Annotated in this window: 15 protein-coding genes and 2 pseudogenes; 2 read left to right on the plus strand and 15 right to left on the minus strand. The window is 41.3% G+C overall.

The window, feature by feature from the left end; all coding sequences use genetic code 11:
* From BN67_RS06595 to BN67_RS06645, 11 genes and pseudogenes are all read right to left on the minus strand, one after another.
* Positions 1 to 272 (minus strand): annotated as a pseudogene (locus BN67_RS06595) (DUF7146 domain-containing protein); the annotation flags it as partial.
* A 100-nt stretch (positions 273 to 372) separates the two neighbouring features.
* Positions 373 to 573, minus strand: coding sequence for a helix-turn-helix transcriptional regulator (locus tag BN67_RS06600; protein ID WP_019222130.1), 201 nt, complete (start codon positions 571 to 573; stop codon positions 373 to 375).
* A gap of 208 nt (positions 574 to 781) precedes the next feature.
* The gene (locus BN67_RS06605; protein WP_019223351.1) at positions 782 to 1,948 is read right to left on the minus strand and encodes a tyrosine-type recombinase/integrase; all 1,167 of its coding nucleotides are present in this window, start codon (positions 1,946 to 1,948) and stop codon (positions 782 to 784) included.
* A gap of 251 nt (positions 1,949 to 2,199) precedes the next feature.
* Positions 2,200 to 3,276: a major capsid protein gene (locus tag BN67_RS06610; protein ID WP_019223352.1), complete on the minus strand. Its 1,077-nt coding sequence runs from the start codon at positions 3,274 to 3,276 to the stop codon at positions 2,200 to 2,202.
* Between the two features lie 12 nt (positions 3,277 to 3,288).
* On the minus strand, positions 3,289 to 3,657 hold the full coding sequence (locus BN67_RS06615; protein WP_019223353.1) for a head decoration protein: 369 nt from the start codon (positions 3,655 to 3,657) through the stop codon (positions 3,289 to 3,291).
* Positions 3,654 to 4,001 (minus strand): hypothetical protein, encoded by a 348-nt coding sequence (locus BN67_RS11775; RefSeq protein WP_019223354.1) that lies wholly within the window; start codon positions 3,999 to 4,001, stop codon positions 3,654 to 3,656. Before BN67_RS11775 ends, BN67_RS06615 begins: the two co-directional genes overlap by 4 nt.
* Positions 3,917 to 4,996, minus strand: a complete 1,080-nt coding sequence (locus BN67_RS06625; RefSeq protein WP_019223355.1) for a S49 family peptidase — start codon at positions 4,994 to 4,996, stop codon at positions 3,917 to 3,919. Before BN67_RS06625 ends, BN67_RS11775 begins: the two co-directional genes overlap by 85 nt.
* Positions 4,986 to 6,553 (minus strand): annotated as a pseudogene (locus BN67_RS12775) (phage portal protein). The gene BN67_RS06625 and the pseudogene BN67_RS12775 overlap by 11 nt, the downstream one beginning before the upstream one ends.
* Positions 6,553 to 6,801, minus strand: a complete 249-nt coding sequence (locus BN67_RS06635) for a phage head-tail joining protein (protein ID WP_019223356.1) — start codon at positions 6,799 to 6,801, stop codon at positions 6,553 to 6,555. The pseudogene BN67_RS12775 and the gene BN67_RS06635 overlap by 1 nt, the downstream one beginning before the upstream one ends.
* A gap of 3 nt (positions 6,802 to 6,804) precedes the next feature.
* Positions 6,805 to 8,733 carry a phage terminase large subunit family protein gene (locus BN67_RS06640; RefSeq protein WP_019223357.1) on the minus strand — a complete coding sequence of 643 codons (1,929 nt, stop codon included), beginning with the start codon at positions 8,731 to 8,733 and terminating at the stop codon, positions 6,805 to 6,807.
* 30 nt (positions 8,734 to 8,763) lie between these two features.
* Positions 8,764 to 9,315: a hypothetical protein gene (locus tag BN67_RS06645; protein ID WP_019223358.1), complete on the minus strand. Its 552-nt coding sequence runs from the start codon at positions 9,313 to 9,315 to the stop codon at positions 8,764 to 8,766.
* 62 nt (positions 9,316 to 9,377) lie between these two features.
* Here BN67_RS06645 and BN67_RS06650 point away from each other — a divergent pair, with 62 nt between their 5' ends.
* Both BN67_RS06650 and BN67_RS06655 read left to right on the plus strand, forming a co-directional pair.
* Positions 9,378 to 9,692, plus strand: coding sequence for a type II toxin-antitoxin system RelE/ParE family toxin (locus BN67_RS06650; RefSeq protein ID WP_026088200.1), 315 nt, complete (start codon positions 9,378 to 9,380; stop codon positions 9,690 to 9,692).
* Positions 9,693 to 9,708: 16 nt separating this feature from the next.
* Entirely contained in the window at positions 9,709 to 10,005 is a 297-nt protein-coding gene (locus BN67_RS06655) for a HigA family addiction module antitoxin (RefSeq protein WP_019223360.1), read from the plus strand.
* Positions 10,006 to 10,050: 45 nt separating this feature from the next.
* Here the strand turns inward: BN67_RS06655 and BN67_RS06660 are convergent, their stop codons facing one another.
* The 4 genes from BN67_RS06660 to BN67_RS06675 all read right to left on the minus strand — a co-directional run bounded on the left by BN67_RS06660 (position 10,051) and on the right by BN67_RS06675 (position 12,552).
* Positions 10,051 to 10,329, minus strand: coding sequence for a hypothetical protein (locus tag BN67_RS06660; RefSeq protein ID WP_019223361.1), 279 nt, complete (start codon positions 10,327 to 10,329; stop codon positions 10,051 to 10,053).
* The gene (locus BN67_RS06665) at positions 10,326 to 11,057 is read right to left on the minus strand and encodes a phage antirepressor Ant (RefSeq protein WP_019223362.1); all 732 of its coding nucleotides are present in this window, start codon (positions 11,055 to 11,057) and stop codon (positions 10,326 to 10,328) included. Before BN67_RS06665 ends, BN67_RS06660 begins: the two co-directional genes overlap by 4 nt.
* A gap of 592 nt (positions 11,058 to 11,649) precedes the next feature.
* Positions 11,650 to 12,228 carry a hypothetical protein gene (locus BN67_RS06670; protein WP_019223363.1) on the minus strand — a complete coding sequence of 193 codons (579 nt, stop codon included), beginning with the start codon at positions 12,226 to 12,228 and terminating at the stop codon, positions 11,650 to 11,652.
* A gap of 3 nt (positions 12,229 to 12,231) precedes the next feature.
* Positions 12,232 to 12,552, minus strand: a complete 321-nt coding sequence (locus BN67_RS06675; RefSeq protein ID WP_019223364.1) for a hypothetical protein — start codon at positions 12,550 to 12,552, stop codon at positions 12,232 to 12,234.
* Positions 12,553 to 12,970: the final 418 nt, after the last annotated feature.

The following is a 12,970-nucleotide window of genomic DNA, read 5'->3' on the forward strand; positions in this document are numbered from 1 at the left end:
TAGAATTTTTTCGATAAAGAGAGGTTTTGACCATAAGCATTTTCAAAACATGCTTGTGTATCAACAAGACCAATGTTTTTAAGAGCTTTGATGATCTGTTCAAAAGAGCAGCCAGCATGACAATGAAATAATAATTGACCATTATAACCATAAGTAAGAGCTAAACTAGGAGTGCTATCATCATGAGCAGGGCAATGGGCAAGTCCATAATGCCCATGCCAGACACCATGCAAGGCACGTGTTATGCCCGCAGCATGTGTATAAGAATACATTTTTTTATCCTATGATCTTGCGTCACAGGACGGATTTTGCTATTCATAATTTGATAAGTAATGAAGAGCCTTGTCCGTCCTTACGTGACAAGGTTTTCTTTTATGCAGCGTTGTTGCTACGGTTGTTTTTTGCTTTCTCAATCACACCGTGAAGATCAGATTGTAACCAACGCGACAAAAAACCAAACTTTAAGGGTTTTGGTAAAACACCGTTTGTCACATGACGGCGGAATGTTGAAACACTCATATGGAGCAATTTTGCACTTTCACGGTCTGTGAGAAGAGTATCATTTTCGGTCATTTAAAAATCCTTTCAGAACACAAATTGTAAACAAATCATAACCACTTATTAACCATATTTCTGCAGGATTGAAAAGTAATATTATCTATAAAAAACAGTCTTTTATCATGTATTTTTAAAATTGAATCTTGATGATTCTTAATGATACAATATGAGAAAATAGAGAGAAAAAGTTATCCACAGATTATGGGGTAAAATACCCCATCTCTTAAGTTTGACCGGTGACATAAGCAGCCCATTTATCCATATAAACACGGCGCTGTTCTAAATAGTCAGTGCGACGATAGGCACGCTCTACTTTACCCCCGACCGTATGACTTAGAATGGTTTCAGCGACCTCATAGGGAGCATCGGTTGTTTCAGCGAGCCAATTGCGTAAACTAGAGCGAAAACCATGGGGGCAGGCTTTAAGACCAATTTTTCTCATATATTTTGCCATACATTTATCACTAAGGGGACCTCGACCGGTTGCAGAGAAAAAGAAATCATTGCGAGAAAGCAGGCGCGCTTGTTTCAAAATTTCTAATGCCTCTGTTGATAAAGGGACGCGAAACTCTGTTGTAGCATCCCGCTTTCCTTTCATATTCTCAGCAGGGATTGTCCATATATCTCCATCAACTTGATCTTTATGCATACGACACAAAGGATTGGTACGAACACCTGTCAGAATAAGCAAACGCAAAGCCAGTTGTGTGAGGGTTGTTGTTTGGCAAAGTGTTTGATAAAAAGCCGGCACATCTTTCCAATCCATAGCTGGAAAGTTTTGCGTTTTATGGCGTTGTTTCCCTAAAAGAGCGCGTGCTTTGGCTGTGACTTGTAAATCAACATCCAAACCCAAAGCAGCCGCATGTTTGAGACAAAGATTAAGACGAATGAGTGCTTTCTCTGCTGTTCCTGCTTTTGTATGCCATATGGGGGCAAGCGTATTGCGTATCTCTGTTTGTGTAATCTCTGAAATGGGAAGACAGCCTAATTTGGGGAGTACATGAAGTTTTAAGGGTAGAAACCAGTTCCCATTTTTCCCATCTCCTTTTAATTCAGCTTTACGACTTTCAAAAGTCTCTAAAGCAATGTCTTTGAGATAATGAAGATTGCTTATTGCTTCACGCTTTTGTTTATTGCGTTCTTTAATAGGGTCACGCCCCTCACGTAAAACAGAGCGCCACCCAGTTGCCAATTCACGGGCTTGTTTTAAAGAGACATCTCTTAAGGCACCCAAGCCCATTTCACGACGGCGCCCATGAATGGTATAACGATAAATCCATTGAGCACCACCATCTTCACGCTTATGAAGGAGCAAGCCGGCACCATCATTATATTTGCCAGCCCCTAATGTTGCGACAGTCCTTGCATTAAGACGGTTCATAAGAGCCATTTTTAGTCCTTTCTTATACAAATTTAATCCACACACTCATCCCACTTGTGAGGTGCAAGTGAGTAGTTTTGATTGATTCAACATAAACAGGTTTGGAATGAGAGAATCTTACGTTATTCGAGACTCTCATTCAACATACAAAACAGTGAATTATCATTATAAATCAATATCTTGCAGTGCAGATGACGGGTTGCCCAAAGGTGTTGCGCACATCTTGAATCATTTTATTAAGCAACCCGTGCCATCGCATGTTATTTCCCTCCACTTACCGCTTTAAAGAGCATTTCAGGACGCGTGCAAATATAAAGCGGATAGCTGTATACCTCCGGTTTTACCCATGCATTACGGTCGTTATCAACGATCAACATGGTGTAGAGCGGTTTTCCAACCGTGTTGGCAAAATCCAAACTTTCTCCCGGTGCAAAGGTTTTTTGAAACACACCAGGGGCGTCCATGGGAAAGAATTGACATTCATCAGGTTTAATACCTATGGCGCGCTTTGTTCCAGCCTTCGCACTCACATTATAGTTGTGAATACTCCGGTAATTAATGAAAGTGATGCCCGCAAAGTCAAAACTACCAAAGCTCCCCGAACCAATAGTGCTTGGTGTTGCAATACCTCCGGCACTATTCAACGTTTGTGCAAGAGCTGTGTTGAGATAAGTCTCACGAATTGTTTTATGGTTTTTTAATTTGGAGAAAAATTCATTTCCACAAAGCCCAATAATGCGTGAACGATCAGAAAACGCTCCCTTTGAAACTTCAATCATTTTCATAATGACTTGATCAACATGGTCCGCAACATTGGTTGTCTCATTATTTAATTTAAAGTCAATCGGCTTTGGTGGTGCGATTTCCCATTCCTTGTACCAATCGACAATGACAGAGCCATCGGCATCAAGTACTACCCCTTGAACAGCGCCAAGTTGCATGTTTTCCCATGTCAATTCGATTTCAGAAATCAGTTTCTTTTGTTTTCTGGCAATATATTTCATTGCCGTCTCGAGTTGATCTTCTGTCCCAAATTCACGCCGGTTCTGGATTTCTTCTGATTTCACCGTGTCACTTTTGGCAATCCGTGTTGTTTTGAAAAACCGAAGATTACGCCTCTCTCTGTCACCTTCTGCCAAGGGGGCGCCACGTTCACTGGTTTGAATCAAGGACAATGTATTGTCACGTCTTTCAATATCAACCACTGTGGTGCTTGTTTCCACTTCCTCAAAAAGATCAAGAGAACTAATAAGACCCGGTTGAAACTCATAGTTTTCAATCGCTTTCATCATGGTCGTGGCTGAGAAAGCATCATGTTTAAAAAAATTCATATCCATGTGCGCATTCTCCTATCGCAATAGAATGTTGTTATGGTTTTCGAGAGACTGAATGGCAGCATTTTTTTGCTCGTCCGTAATGGCATCTGGCCATAGCAGTTCAGAAGCCTTTACAGTGCATAAGCGTGCTGTCATCACGGCCCGTTGATCGGCTTGAGAGGCATCAACAGTGGCAAAAGAAATTCCAGCAGGGATTTGACTCCCATCTGATGCTGCTGGATTAAGGGGGGTATATTTTTGTGATGCTGTAATTTTTCCCATGACAGTTCCAGCTTCAATGAATGCTCCTGATGCAAAAACCACTTCTTCGTTTGACATATCCGGATCGTAGGGTCCAAGATAAGCGCCATTGCGGATGTCTTCATAAAAAATTTGACTCATTTTATTCCCTTCCAAATTGTTTCCCATTTTGTATGAATTTTTCCCTTGCTCGTCCCATCACCATGGGGAGCAATAGGAGATAGTTTCAAAGAGGTGCTTCTGGATACGGCAGTGTCTAAAACAATCTTTTTTGCTTTTTCTAAGCTCATGCCGTTTTTAATTGCTTGTGCGGCATTAAAAGAAACACCCAAACTTTGGGCTTGTTTTTCAAGGGCTGTTAACGCCCCAGCACGTCTTCTTTCTTTTGCAAGGATAGCCCTTACATCTTCGTCCTTTTCTTCGTTGTCTTCGTCTTCTTCATCTTCTTGGTCTTGGTCGTCAAAGACTTCGGTGTTTGTATCCATGTCGGTATCGGCTTCTTCTTCTTTTTCTTCATCTTCATTGATGATTTCGATGATCTTTTCATCTTCATTTTCTTCAATTCGATATCTTGTGCGTGCCATATATTTTGTCCTTCTTTTGCTGTTGACATTGGGGGTGATGAAAGGGAAGCCTCTAGGGCTTCCAAGGCTTGTGCGAGGGTGCCCTGCGCATCCGCTAATCCAAGCTCTATGCCTTGAGACCCAATAAAAGTTTCTGCTTTTGTTTCACGAATTGCAGTAGCGCTCATGGATCTGCTTTGCGCTACCAAATCGACAAACATGTCATAGAGCAGCGCGCAATCTGCTTGCATTTTTTGAAAAGCCCTCTCTGCTAAAGGCTCGTGAGGATTGCCATGAACTTTGTGATCGCCTTCAAAAACAAACGTCCATTTATATCCGCTTTTTTCATCAGCGCCTGATTGATCAAGATGCGCACAAACCACACCAATGGAGCCCACAACCCCTGTGCGTGCGACCCAGATTTGAGAGGCAGAACAAGCAATGGCATAAGCCGATGAGCATGCAAATTCATTCGCATGTGCCCAAAGAGGTTTGTTGTGTTGTTTTGAAAGTGCTTTAAACTCTTCAACAAGGTCAAACACTCCACCGGCTTCTCCACCACCACTGTCAATATCAAGCAAGACAGCATGAACATCAGGTTGTTGAATAGCTTCACGAAAAGAGGCGCTTAAACCCTCATAAGACGTTAAGCCTGAGAGTGCACCAAGCCACGCACTGCGGCGTACAAGCGTGCCGTGAACGGGTATTATGGCAACATTGTTTTGTACCACATAGGCTTCAACTGGTCTTAAAGCCGTAGCATCATCTTGTGATAAGGCTTTAACTGGAAACTTTTCCCCTGCAAAAAGGCGCGGTGCAAGAGCATTAAGGATGATATCAAGCTTTGTGGAGGCAAGCATGTGTGGAACCCCAAAAAGCCGTGATGCCAAAAACGGCATATCAAGATTATTCACCATTTTTGTGTGCCTCGCTGCCTTGGTTGCTTTCATAACTCTCAGAAGAGTCTGAATCTTCATCATCAATCGCTTGATTTTCACCAGAAGGCGCTGCCATATCCGTGTCAAAAGATAAGCCGCGTGCACGAGCATCTGTGTGCTCTTCCTCAAGTTCGGCATGAATGCTGTCGATATCAAAGCCGCGCTCGGCTAGTGCCATGCGTCGTGTTTTCAAACCTGTACGGATTTCTTCTTTTTCTGCCGAAATATCTTTATTGGGATCAATCATTTCAAGCGGGGGCGCAAAGCTTTCACATTGAAGCCATGGCAAGGGATTTTCTTCCCATCCGGATAAGTGAACGCGTCCAGAAAGTACGGACATTTCAACAAAACGCTCCCACACAATGCGGTTAAACTGAAAGGCAATGATATGTTCACGCCATTGTTTGACATGCCGTCTAAACTGAATGATAGAGGTTCGCACATTGGAGAAGTTCCCCCGCGTAACATCCCCTGTCACAACGGCATAAGGCATATTGAGAGCAGAACAAATTTTTAAAATATTACGATACTGAAAAGCCTCATAAGAACCACTAACTTCAACAGGATTTGAGAATGTAATTTGTTTTTCGCCATCGACCACGTTAACCGAGCCAGGGTAAATTGGATGCTCTTCGGGGACCTCTTCAATCTTCTTTTCCACCTTCTGTTCAATTTTCGTTTTTTCACGATTGTCCTCTAACTCTGCCTCATGAGATTCCTTCCCTGTAATAAACACTGCAAAAAGAGCCGCTGTTTTTTTCGTTCAAGTTCTGCATCATCATAGGATTCGAGTTGAAAGATTTTTGTCATACAGCGCGTTATTTTTGGAGAACCGCGCAATTGTCCGGCAATCCTGCGCTCTTTGATATGAATGACCATTTCAGTAGGCACACGTATGCGTTCTTGACTTTCAAAGACTGTGTTGAAAGGGCAATCATCATAGGGGTGATGTTTCCAGAAATGATAAGCAACGCGCTTACCACTGGCATCGAATTCAATTCCCATACGAATGTAATTGCCTTCAATCTCAGCAGGTCCATTGTAAGTAAGGTCCAGCATTTCAGTGGGATAAACTTGCAACTGAAGAGGCACACCAGAGCGCCCATAAAGGTCAACATAATGCAATCTTACAAAGCATTCGCCGGTTAAAAAGACCTCTCGTGCAATGGTTGCTTGCAGACCATAAAAGCTGGCATCTTCATCGTAGTCTGCTTCATCAACCCATTGCCACCATAAGTTTAAAAGCTTTTTCTTTTCTTCTTGGAAGCCTTCAATGCGAGGATAAGGTTTAATCCCATCACTAACCGCCGCTGATACCCATTCCTCCGTTGCAGCCCCATAAAGAGATTCATTGTCATAAAGCCATCTTGAACGAGCAACAATGGTATCACCACATTCTTCAATCGCTTTATTGATATGTTTTTTTGCAGGGGCAAAACCACTCATACGGCGGCTTTTGCTTGCCGCTTCAAAATGGGGATTGTGTTGACGAGAAATTTTAAAAAAGCCTGTGAGTTTATTGAAAAATCCAGCCATTAATAGCCTCGTGAGATATTAAAATAGAACATGCGTGAACCTTTGCGCCCTTCAAGGTCCGCTATTTGCGTATTGATCATTTCAAGAGCTCTGCGCAGTTCCTCAACAGAGCGGTTGCTGACTTGCTTATCGCCATGGCGTACCGATTGTGCTCCCGAATAAAGAGCCTCTTCAATTTGTTCACGCCGCCTTTTTAAACTTTCCAGTCTGTCAATTTTGCTGTTTACTTGGTTCAAGTCTGTACGCATAAATTACCTCCAATCCCCTCGCATATAAGGATTTATCATTGTTCTGAATGGCTTCTTTTTAGGCTGTGCTGTCTGAGATCTTCTTGGAGAAGGAGAGGGCACATGTTCTGATATTGGCTGCTCTAAAGCGCCTTCAATTTTAAGTTTTTCCAAACGCTCTTCTAAGATATCGACTTCTCGGTTAAGGTTTATTCCTGCCGAAATCAGACCTTGTAAAGCAGCATAAGCATAGACCCTACAATCCAAGGCTTCGTTTCTTGCCTTTTCACTTTTTTGCCATTCGATACGCTTGAAGCCTTTAAAATATTTGATGACTTTTCTTTCAGCGGTTAGCTGGTCAAAATATTCCAGGTCAAGGCTTTTGTGAAAGTGTGTTGCACCAGCTCCCGTTGCTTCAGGACCCGATTTTTTAAACCGTGCTGTAATGATATCTTTCGCGGCATCAACCCCAACAATATAAAGATTAATCTGTCCTTTATTGTTTCTGCTTGGTCGGCGTGGCCATACCGCACGCCATCCCGCCTGTCCTTTAATACCCCAGATACGCCGCCCCTCACGCGGGCGTACATAATTATAAACTGCCTGTGTATGTCCACCACCGGTATCAATGCAAGCTGCTGTTATCTTGATACCCTCTTTATAGCCTGAATGCGGCCAGCGTTTTGCAAGATATTCATCCAATTGGTCCCACACTTCAAAAGAAGAGGGATCACCAAGGATCACTTGATAATCAATATGCCAACTTTCTTCTCCACGCCCCCACCCCACCACTTCAAGTTCTAAACGGTCATTTTGTACATCAATGCCTGCTGTCAACACGACGGCTTGTTCTGGTGCTAAAGGATACTCTTCGCGTTTTGCATAGAGACTGTCTGGATCAATAACTTCGCCTGTTCTGTCCTCCCATGGCTCTCCAAGCACTGTATTGACAAAAGGCTGTAGAAGAGCTGGATCATCCTTAGCATTTAAAAACTCTCTTGCACATTCCCCCCACGTTAGCCAAGGAGAATAAAGTGCCGAAATATGATAAGAGCGCAAATTGGGTCTGCTTGTCTCACTGGTGGGGACCCAGCATGCGCCTCTTTCTTCACACATGAGATCTGTTTTTCGGTGCTCGGCATGTTCATGACCACAATGCGCACAAACAAAAACAGCTTTTTCGGGAGCCCCTTTCGGCCATTTGATTTGTGACCAAACAATCGGCTGTAGTGTACCACATGCATCACAAGGTACGTTGTAATATCGCTGGTCTCCTAGCACAAAATCCTTTGCAATACGGCTTGTGTCACGGTGGGTGGGTGTGGACAATTTAAAGATCTTTCGTTGTACAAAGGTTGAGGTACGCTTTTCCGCAATCATCACCGGATCACCTTCGTTATCGACACTGAGAGGATAACCATCCACTTCATCGAGGATCAGATAACGAATAGGCATAGAACGCAAACCAGCTGCACTGTTTGCTCCTGTAAGCATTAACGCTCCACCATCAAATTCTTTCGAAAACATGGTATTACCACTGTCACGTGCTCGCGCTGGAGCTATGCGTTCACTTAAAACTGGACTTGCCATAATCATGGGATCAAGCCGCGTCTTTGAAAGCTTTTTGGCTGTCTCAACCGTGGGCATGACATAAAGAGCAAGTCCTGGACTATAATGAATAGCATAACCGCAGAAATTCAATCCCGCTTCAGACATGCCAACCTGCGCTCCTTTCATGACAATGGTTGTTTCAATAGGCACGTAAGAGGAAAGGTTATCCATGATTTCGCGCAAATAGGGGGTCCGCTTTGTTTTCCACAATCCAGGTTCAGCACTGGCTACCGTGCTAAGGTATCTATTTTTGTCCGCCCATTGGGAAACCGTATACGGTGGGTCCGGTTGTCTTGCATCATTGGCATGGGCGAAAAATTCTGTAACAGTATTCTCATCCATTATTCATTCTTTGCTCGTCCCAAAACTCTCTCATTCTGGAGGTTGGGGATCATGATAAGGAACGGGAATATGAACAGCTTCAAGCAAAGCCTTTCGTATGTAATAATCAATGGCACCGATTAGGCTTGCAGCATCACATCCAACCTGTGCGGCAATGCTTGCACCAAATCGATGAGGAAAATTCAACATGGCGTCACGGTGTGCTCTTCCAAACTCACGCGCTGCTCTCTTCACTTCTTCACGGTCAACGGTTGTTTCGCGTAAGCGTTCAAGAGCAATCTTCTCGCTTTCAAGGGCAACTTGCATTCGCTCCAGTTTAATCTTGTATTCATTGGCTCCCTCGACAGAGCTTTGCTTTATCTTTGCACGCGGTTGACCATCCGGTGATAAAAGTGCGTAAGGGCGCTTTGTGGGATTCTCATTCCAGATAGCCTCTGCAAGTACTTCATTAATAGAACCATCTTCAAAAAGAGCATGATCAAATTTTCCTGTTTTGAAACGAGAAACAACTGCATTAGGAGACACACCCATCTTTTTCGCAAACGCACGAAGCGATAAACCCTTACGCGTTTTCTTATTCATTTCCGCTCCTGTTTTTAAATATTTTTCAACATTTATCCTTTTCTTTAGATTGGTATCATGTTATGATACGCAAAAGAACGAATGAAGGTGACTTGGTGATTGAATCTTCTGCGGATAAGCGGTGTAAAGATCTTTTAGAAGGCAATCCACCTAAAGGTTTTCCCGCAACTCTAGTACGTATAGCCCAAAGGAAATTGTTTATGTTGGATAAAGCAGTTGATCTCAAAGACTTGCGCAGTCCTCCGGGAAATCGTTTAGAAGCATTGAAAGGAGAACGTAAAGGTCAATATTCTATTCGCATTAATGACCAGTTTCGTATTTGTTTTGAATGGCGTTCTAATGGTGCCTATGAAGTTGAAATTGTAGATTATCATTGATTTGTAGGAGGTAGAGATGAAAAATTATGTAGCAATTCATCCCGGAGAAATTTTACGGGAAGAATATTTAAAAGAATATGCTCTCTCTGCTTATGCCCTTGCAAAAGCATTGAATGTTCCACGCACGAGGATAGAACGTATTGTTGCGGAAAATAGTCCAATAACTCCTGATACGGCACTACGATTAGCCTATTTTTTTGATACTACAGCTGAATTTTGGCTTAATATGCAAGCTGCTTATGATGTTCATATTTTACAAACCGAAAAAGCAGATGAATTTGCCAAAATTAATAAATTTGAATGTATAGCTTAACCACCTCCCCATTTTTGAGAACGGGAAGGCAATTTCTGTTTTTACTTAAGCAACCTTTTTAATAGGGCTCTCGAAGTTCGGTTCATAAGCGCGCAATAAAGAATCCATGCTATGCGGTAACTCTGAATCACCAAAATCCGTTAGAACTGTTAAGATTTTAAGTATACTTGGCATCTCATCTTGAAGTTTTAAAATTAAAGCTTTTTCTATCACACTCATAGTGTCAACCAAAGCAGTACAATCTTTATCATTCATATTTTCATGTCTAGAAAATTGAGATAATGCCATCCATAAATCACACAAAAAATTAGTATCTATCTTCATTGCACACCTCCCTGAATTTGCTCTCTCAAACATGCCAATCCTCTAGATGTGATTTTCGTTGAAGGGAGCACCTTTTCTGTACCATCAGGTCTTTGAATGGTGATAGCAGGGCAGTCCATAAAACCTTTCTTGATTTTATCCTGATAAGGTAACAGAGGCGCCCCTGGAGCACGCCGATAAACCCAGTCATGTTTACGCAAATAATCGGTTAAATCCTTTGGTCGCACTTCTAACATCTTTGCTGCTTCAATCAAACCAAACAGACCATCAGAGCGTTTTAGACCTTTTAAAGCCTCTGCTTTTGGTTGCAATTCGGCAATGGCATAATCCTTTTGCTCGATTTGACTTTGTAGGTGATTCAAGACACCAAGTAATGCTTCAGGTTTGGAGTAATCAACTTGTGGTGTTGTTACTTGTTTCAAAAGCCGTTCACATTTGATAAAATATTCTCTGGCTTCATGTCCTTTATTATTACGCTCTATCATGGAAAGGTGTTTAGCCATGTCTAAGGTAATGTGATACTCTTTTACCTTTCCACCGCTTACTAAATTTTTAGTAAGCGTTATAAAGCTTATATTTTCCATAAACTTACATTCTTTAATGCGGTTTTTAATCCAGTCATTAAAGCGGGCTTTTATCTCCAAAAATGCATGTAAATCACGAGCATTGACGGTTTGAACAGTTTCTTGATCAATAACCTGTTCTGATATTTCTATAAGTGTGTTCATAATGAACTCCTTGGTAATAGATGTTTTTGATTGACGCTCAAAAGAGTGCCGGGTGCTCAAAAACACGGTACCAAGTCCGTCGTTATGCTTTCCCTGCGAAGGTATTTTATAGCACAACCACACCCGACAAGACCTTTATATGCTACCACATATAATGAGTCAAAATCTTTAATGTTCAGAAGATTGATTATTTCGGCAATCAATCCGCTTGGTACTTGAAGGCGTTTTTGAGGCACCTGATTCGATTATTCATATTAGTAGTTTATTGTCAAGTGACAAAAAACTTTTTTCTAAAAAATAATCTACTATTGTACAGTCTGTATATGAGTACACATTAAATTTGTTATTTATCAATATGTTATGTGTACAATGTACAGTCAATTTTAAAATTCTGTCGCTAGCGATAGTTCGCGCTAGCCTGCCCCGCAACGAAGCCAACCCGCTGGGAAGTACCTTTTGAATTGATTTTATTGACTTTTTTATGAAAAAAATAAAGCGTAGGTGATAATCTGTTTTTAAAATTGCTATAAGAATATGGAATGTCTAAACTCATAAGGATATGTAAGATATAGATAAAGCTTGAGAACATGATCTAGCCTTTTTTATTAGCAGCGTATTCTTGACGAGAAAGTTGTCTCTGTATATTTTTGGTTAATCTTTCATTGGCATATTGTGCAATAGCATTTGCAATCTCTGGCTTTGACATAACTTTAGCAATTGAAGGTCCTTCTTGTTTTGCAATGGGAAATTGGTCTCCATCATCTCTTTGAAACACATTCCCTCCCATTTTCAATTCAACGCGCTTTGGAAAACTGCCTCCCTTGATAAAACCATGGGGAAGAATTGCTCTTTTTCCAAACATTGTGTAAACGACACCGCGCTTTGTTTCTCTGGCTTTAAAAAATTTAAGAGGTATCGGTGTTCCAGAACCAATGATATCTGTCTCAAGAAACCTTGCTGTCGCTTTTTCTTTAATATAAACTCCTCGCTTCACACGCTTTAACTTGGCTGAGGTCATGTCAGCAACTTGCTTTTCGGCAAAACGCTCAACCTGCTTTGCTGAAGTATTAAGAGCATTGCGCAAAGCCCAATGAAGACGCGGTGCTTGCAAACTGGTAAAGGTCTTTTCAACCTGTTGAAGATACCATTTTTGGCGGATGATTAATTTCAACTTTTAAGCCTTTTTTGGGGTAGATGTTGATGGCTTGGAAGCTTTAGATGCTTTTGGTTTTTCGAGAGAGGTTTCCTCTGTCACTGTTTCAGATGCTATTTGGTTGGGTTCTTTTTCTACTTGCTTAATGTGTTCAATTGTTTTGTCGGGTTTTATTTTTGTTTTGACATCAACAAAAGGTTTAGCAGCATTTGCACGCTTGAGACGTGCGTAGACTTGATTAGAAATCTCAACAAATGGATTATTGGGAGTTGAAGTTTCAAAACGAACCGTACTTTTATTATCAGCAACAACACACATGGGTTTCGTGATAACTGCTTTCATTTTTGCTCCTCTTAAAATAAGCCAATGAATGATCTTTGGTATTAACAACACGAAATGGCCTGCTTGCTCAAAAAACAAGACTCTAAGCCACATAGAAAAATTCTATTTTATTCACTATCAAAAAAACTCCTCTTTCCTAGCCGTAATTGGAACTAAGATTGAGGAGTTAGGGGGGGTATTGACAAATAAAAAACGAAAAACACAAGGAGTTTTAAATAAGAAAACGGGACGATTGAATCAAAAAAGCAGGACTGAATTCCTGCTCACATAAAATTAGACACAACTCCCCCGTATGATTAATTGCATTTTAATTAAATTTTTTCGCAAAGTCAAGTAAGAAAAACCTTAAAATATAAAAATAAGTCATATATTATGTGAAAAATTTTAAAAAATTCGGGTTTTTAAACTTATATCGTTC

The organism is Bartonella rattaustraliani AUST/NH4, assembly GCF_000312565.1.
In the GTDB taxonomy this organism is placed as follows: Bacteria; Pseudomonadota; Alphaproteobacteria; order Rhizobiales; family Rhizobiaceae; genus Bartonella; species Bartonella rattaustraliani.

Bases quoted from the DNA above. Each gene is read 5' to 3' on its own strand.
- BN67_RS06600 (WP_019222130.1), bottom strand. From the start codon at position 573: ATGACCGAAAATGATACTCTTCTCACAGACCGTGAAAGTGCAAAATTG.
- BN67_RS06605 (WP_019223351.1), bottom strand. From the start codon at position 1,948: ATGGCTCTTATGAACCGTCTTAATGCAAGGACTGTCGCAACATTAGGG.
- BN67_RS06610 (WP_019223352.1), bottom strand. From the start codon at position 3,276: ATGGATATGAATTTTTTTAAACATGATGCTTTCTCAGCCACGACCATG.
- BN67_RS06615 (WP_019223353.1), bottom strand. From the start codon at position 3,657: ATGAGTCAAATTTTTTATGAAGACATCCGCAATGGCGCTTATCTTGGA.
- BN67_RS11775 (WP_019223354.1), bottom strand. From the start codon at position 4,001: ATGGATACAAACACCGAAGTCTTTGACGACCAAGACCAAGAAGATGAA.
- BN67_RS06625 (WP_019223355.1), bottom strand. From the start codon at position 4,996: ATGGTGAATAATCTTGATATGCCGTTTTTGGCATCACGGCTTTTTGGG.
- BN67_RS06635 (WP_019223356.1), bottom strand. From the start codon at position 6,801: ATGCGTACAGACTTGAACCAAGTAAACAGCAAAATTGACAGACTGGAA.
- BN67_RS06640 (WP_019223357.1), bottom strand. From the start codon at position 8,733: ATGGATGAGAATACTGTTACAGAATTTTTCGCCCATGCCAATGATGCA.
- BN67_RS06645 (WP_019223358.1), bottom strand. From the start codon at position 9,315: ATGAATAAGAAAACGCGTAAGGGTTTATCGCTTCGTGCGTTTGCGAAA.
- BN67_RS06650 (WP_026088200.1), top strand. From the start codon at position 9,378: ATGATACGCAAAAGAACGAATGAAGGTGACTTGGTGATTGAATCTTCT.
- BN67_RS06655 (WP_019223360.1), top strand. From the start codon at position 9,709: ATGAAAAATTATGTAGCAATTCATCCCGGAGAAATTTTACGGGAAGAA.
- BN67_RS06660 (WP_019223361.1), bottom strand. From the start codon at position 10,329: ATGAAGATAGATACTAATTTTTTGTGTGATTTATGGATGGCATTATCT.
- BN67_RS06665 (WP_019223362.1), bottom strand. From the start codon at position 11,057: ATGAACACACTTATAGAAATATCAGAACAGGTTATTGATCAAGAAACT.
- BN67_RS06675 (WP_019223364.1), bottom strand. From the start codon at position 12,552: ATGAAAGCAGTTATCACGAAACCCATGTGTGTTGTTGCTGATAATAAA.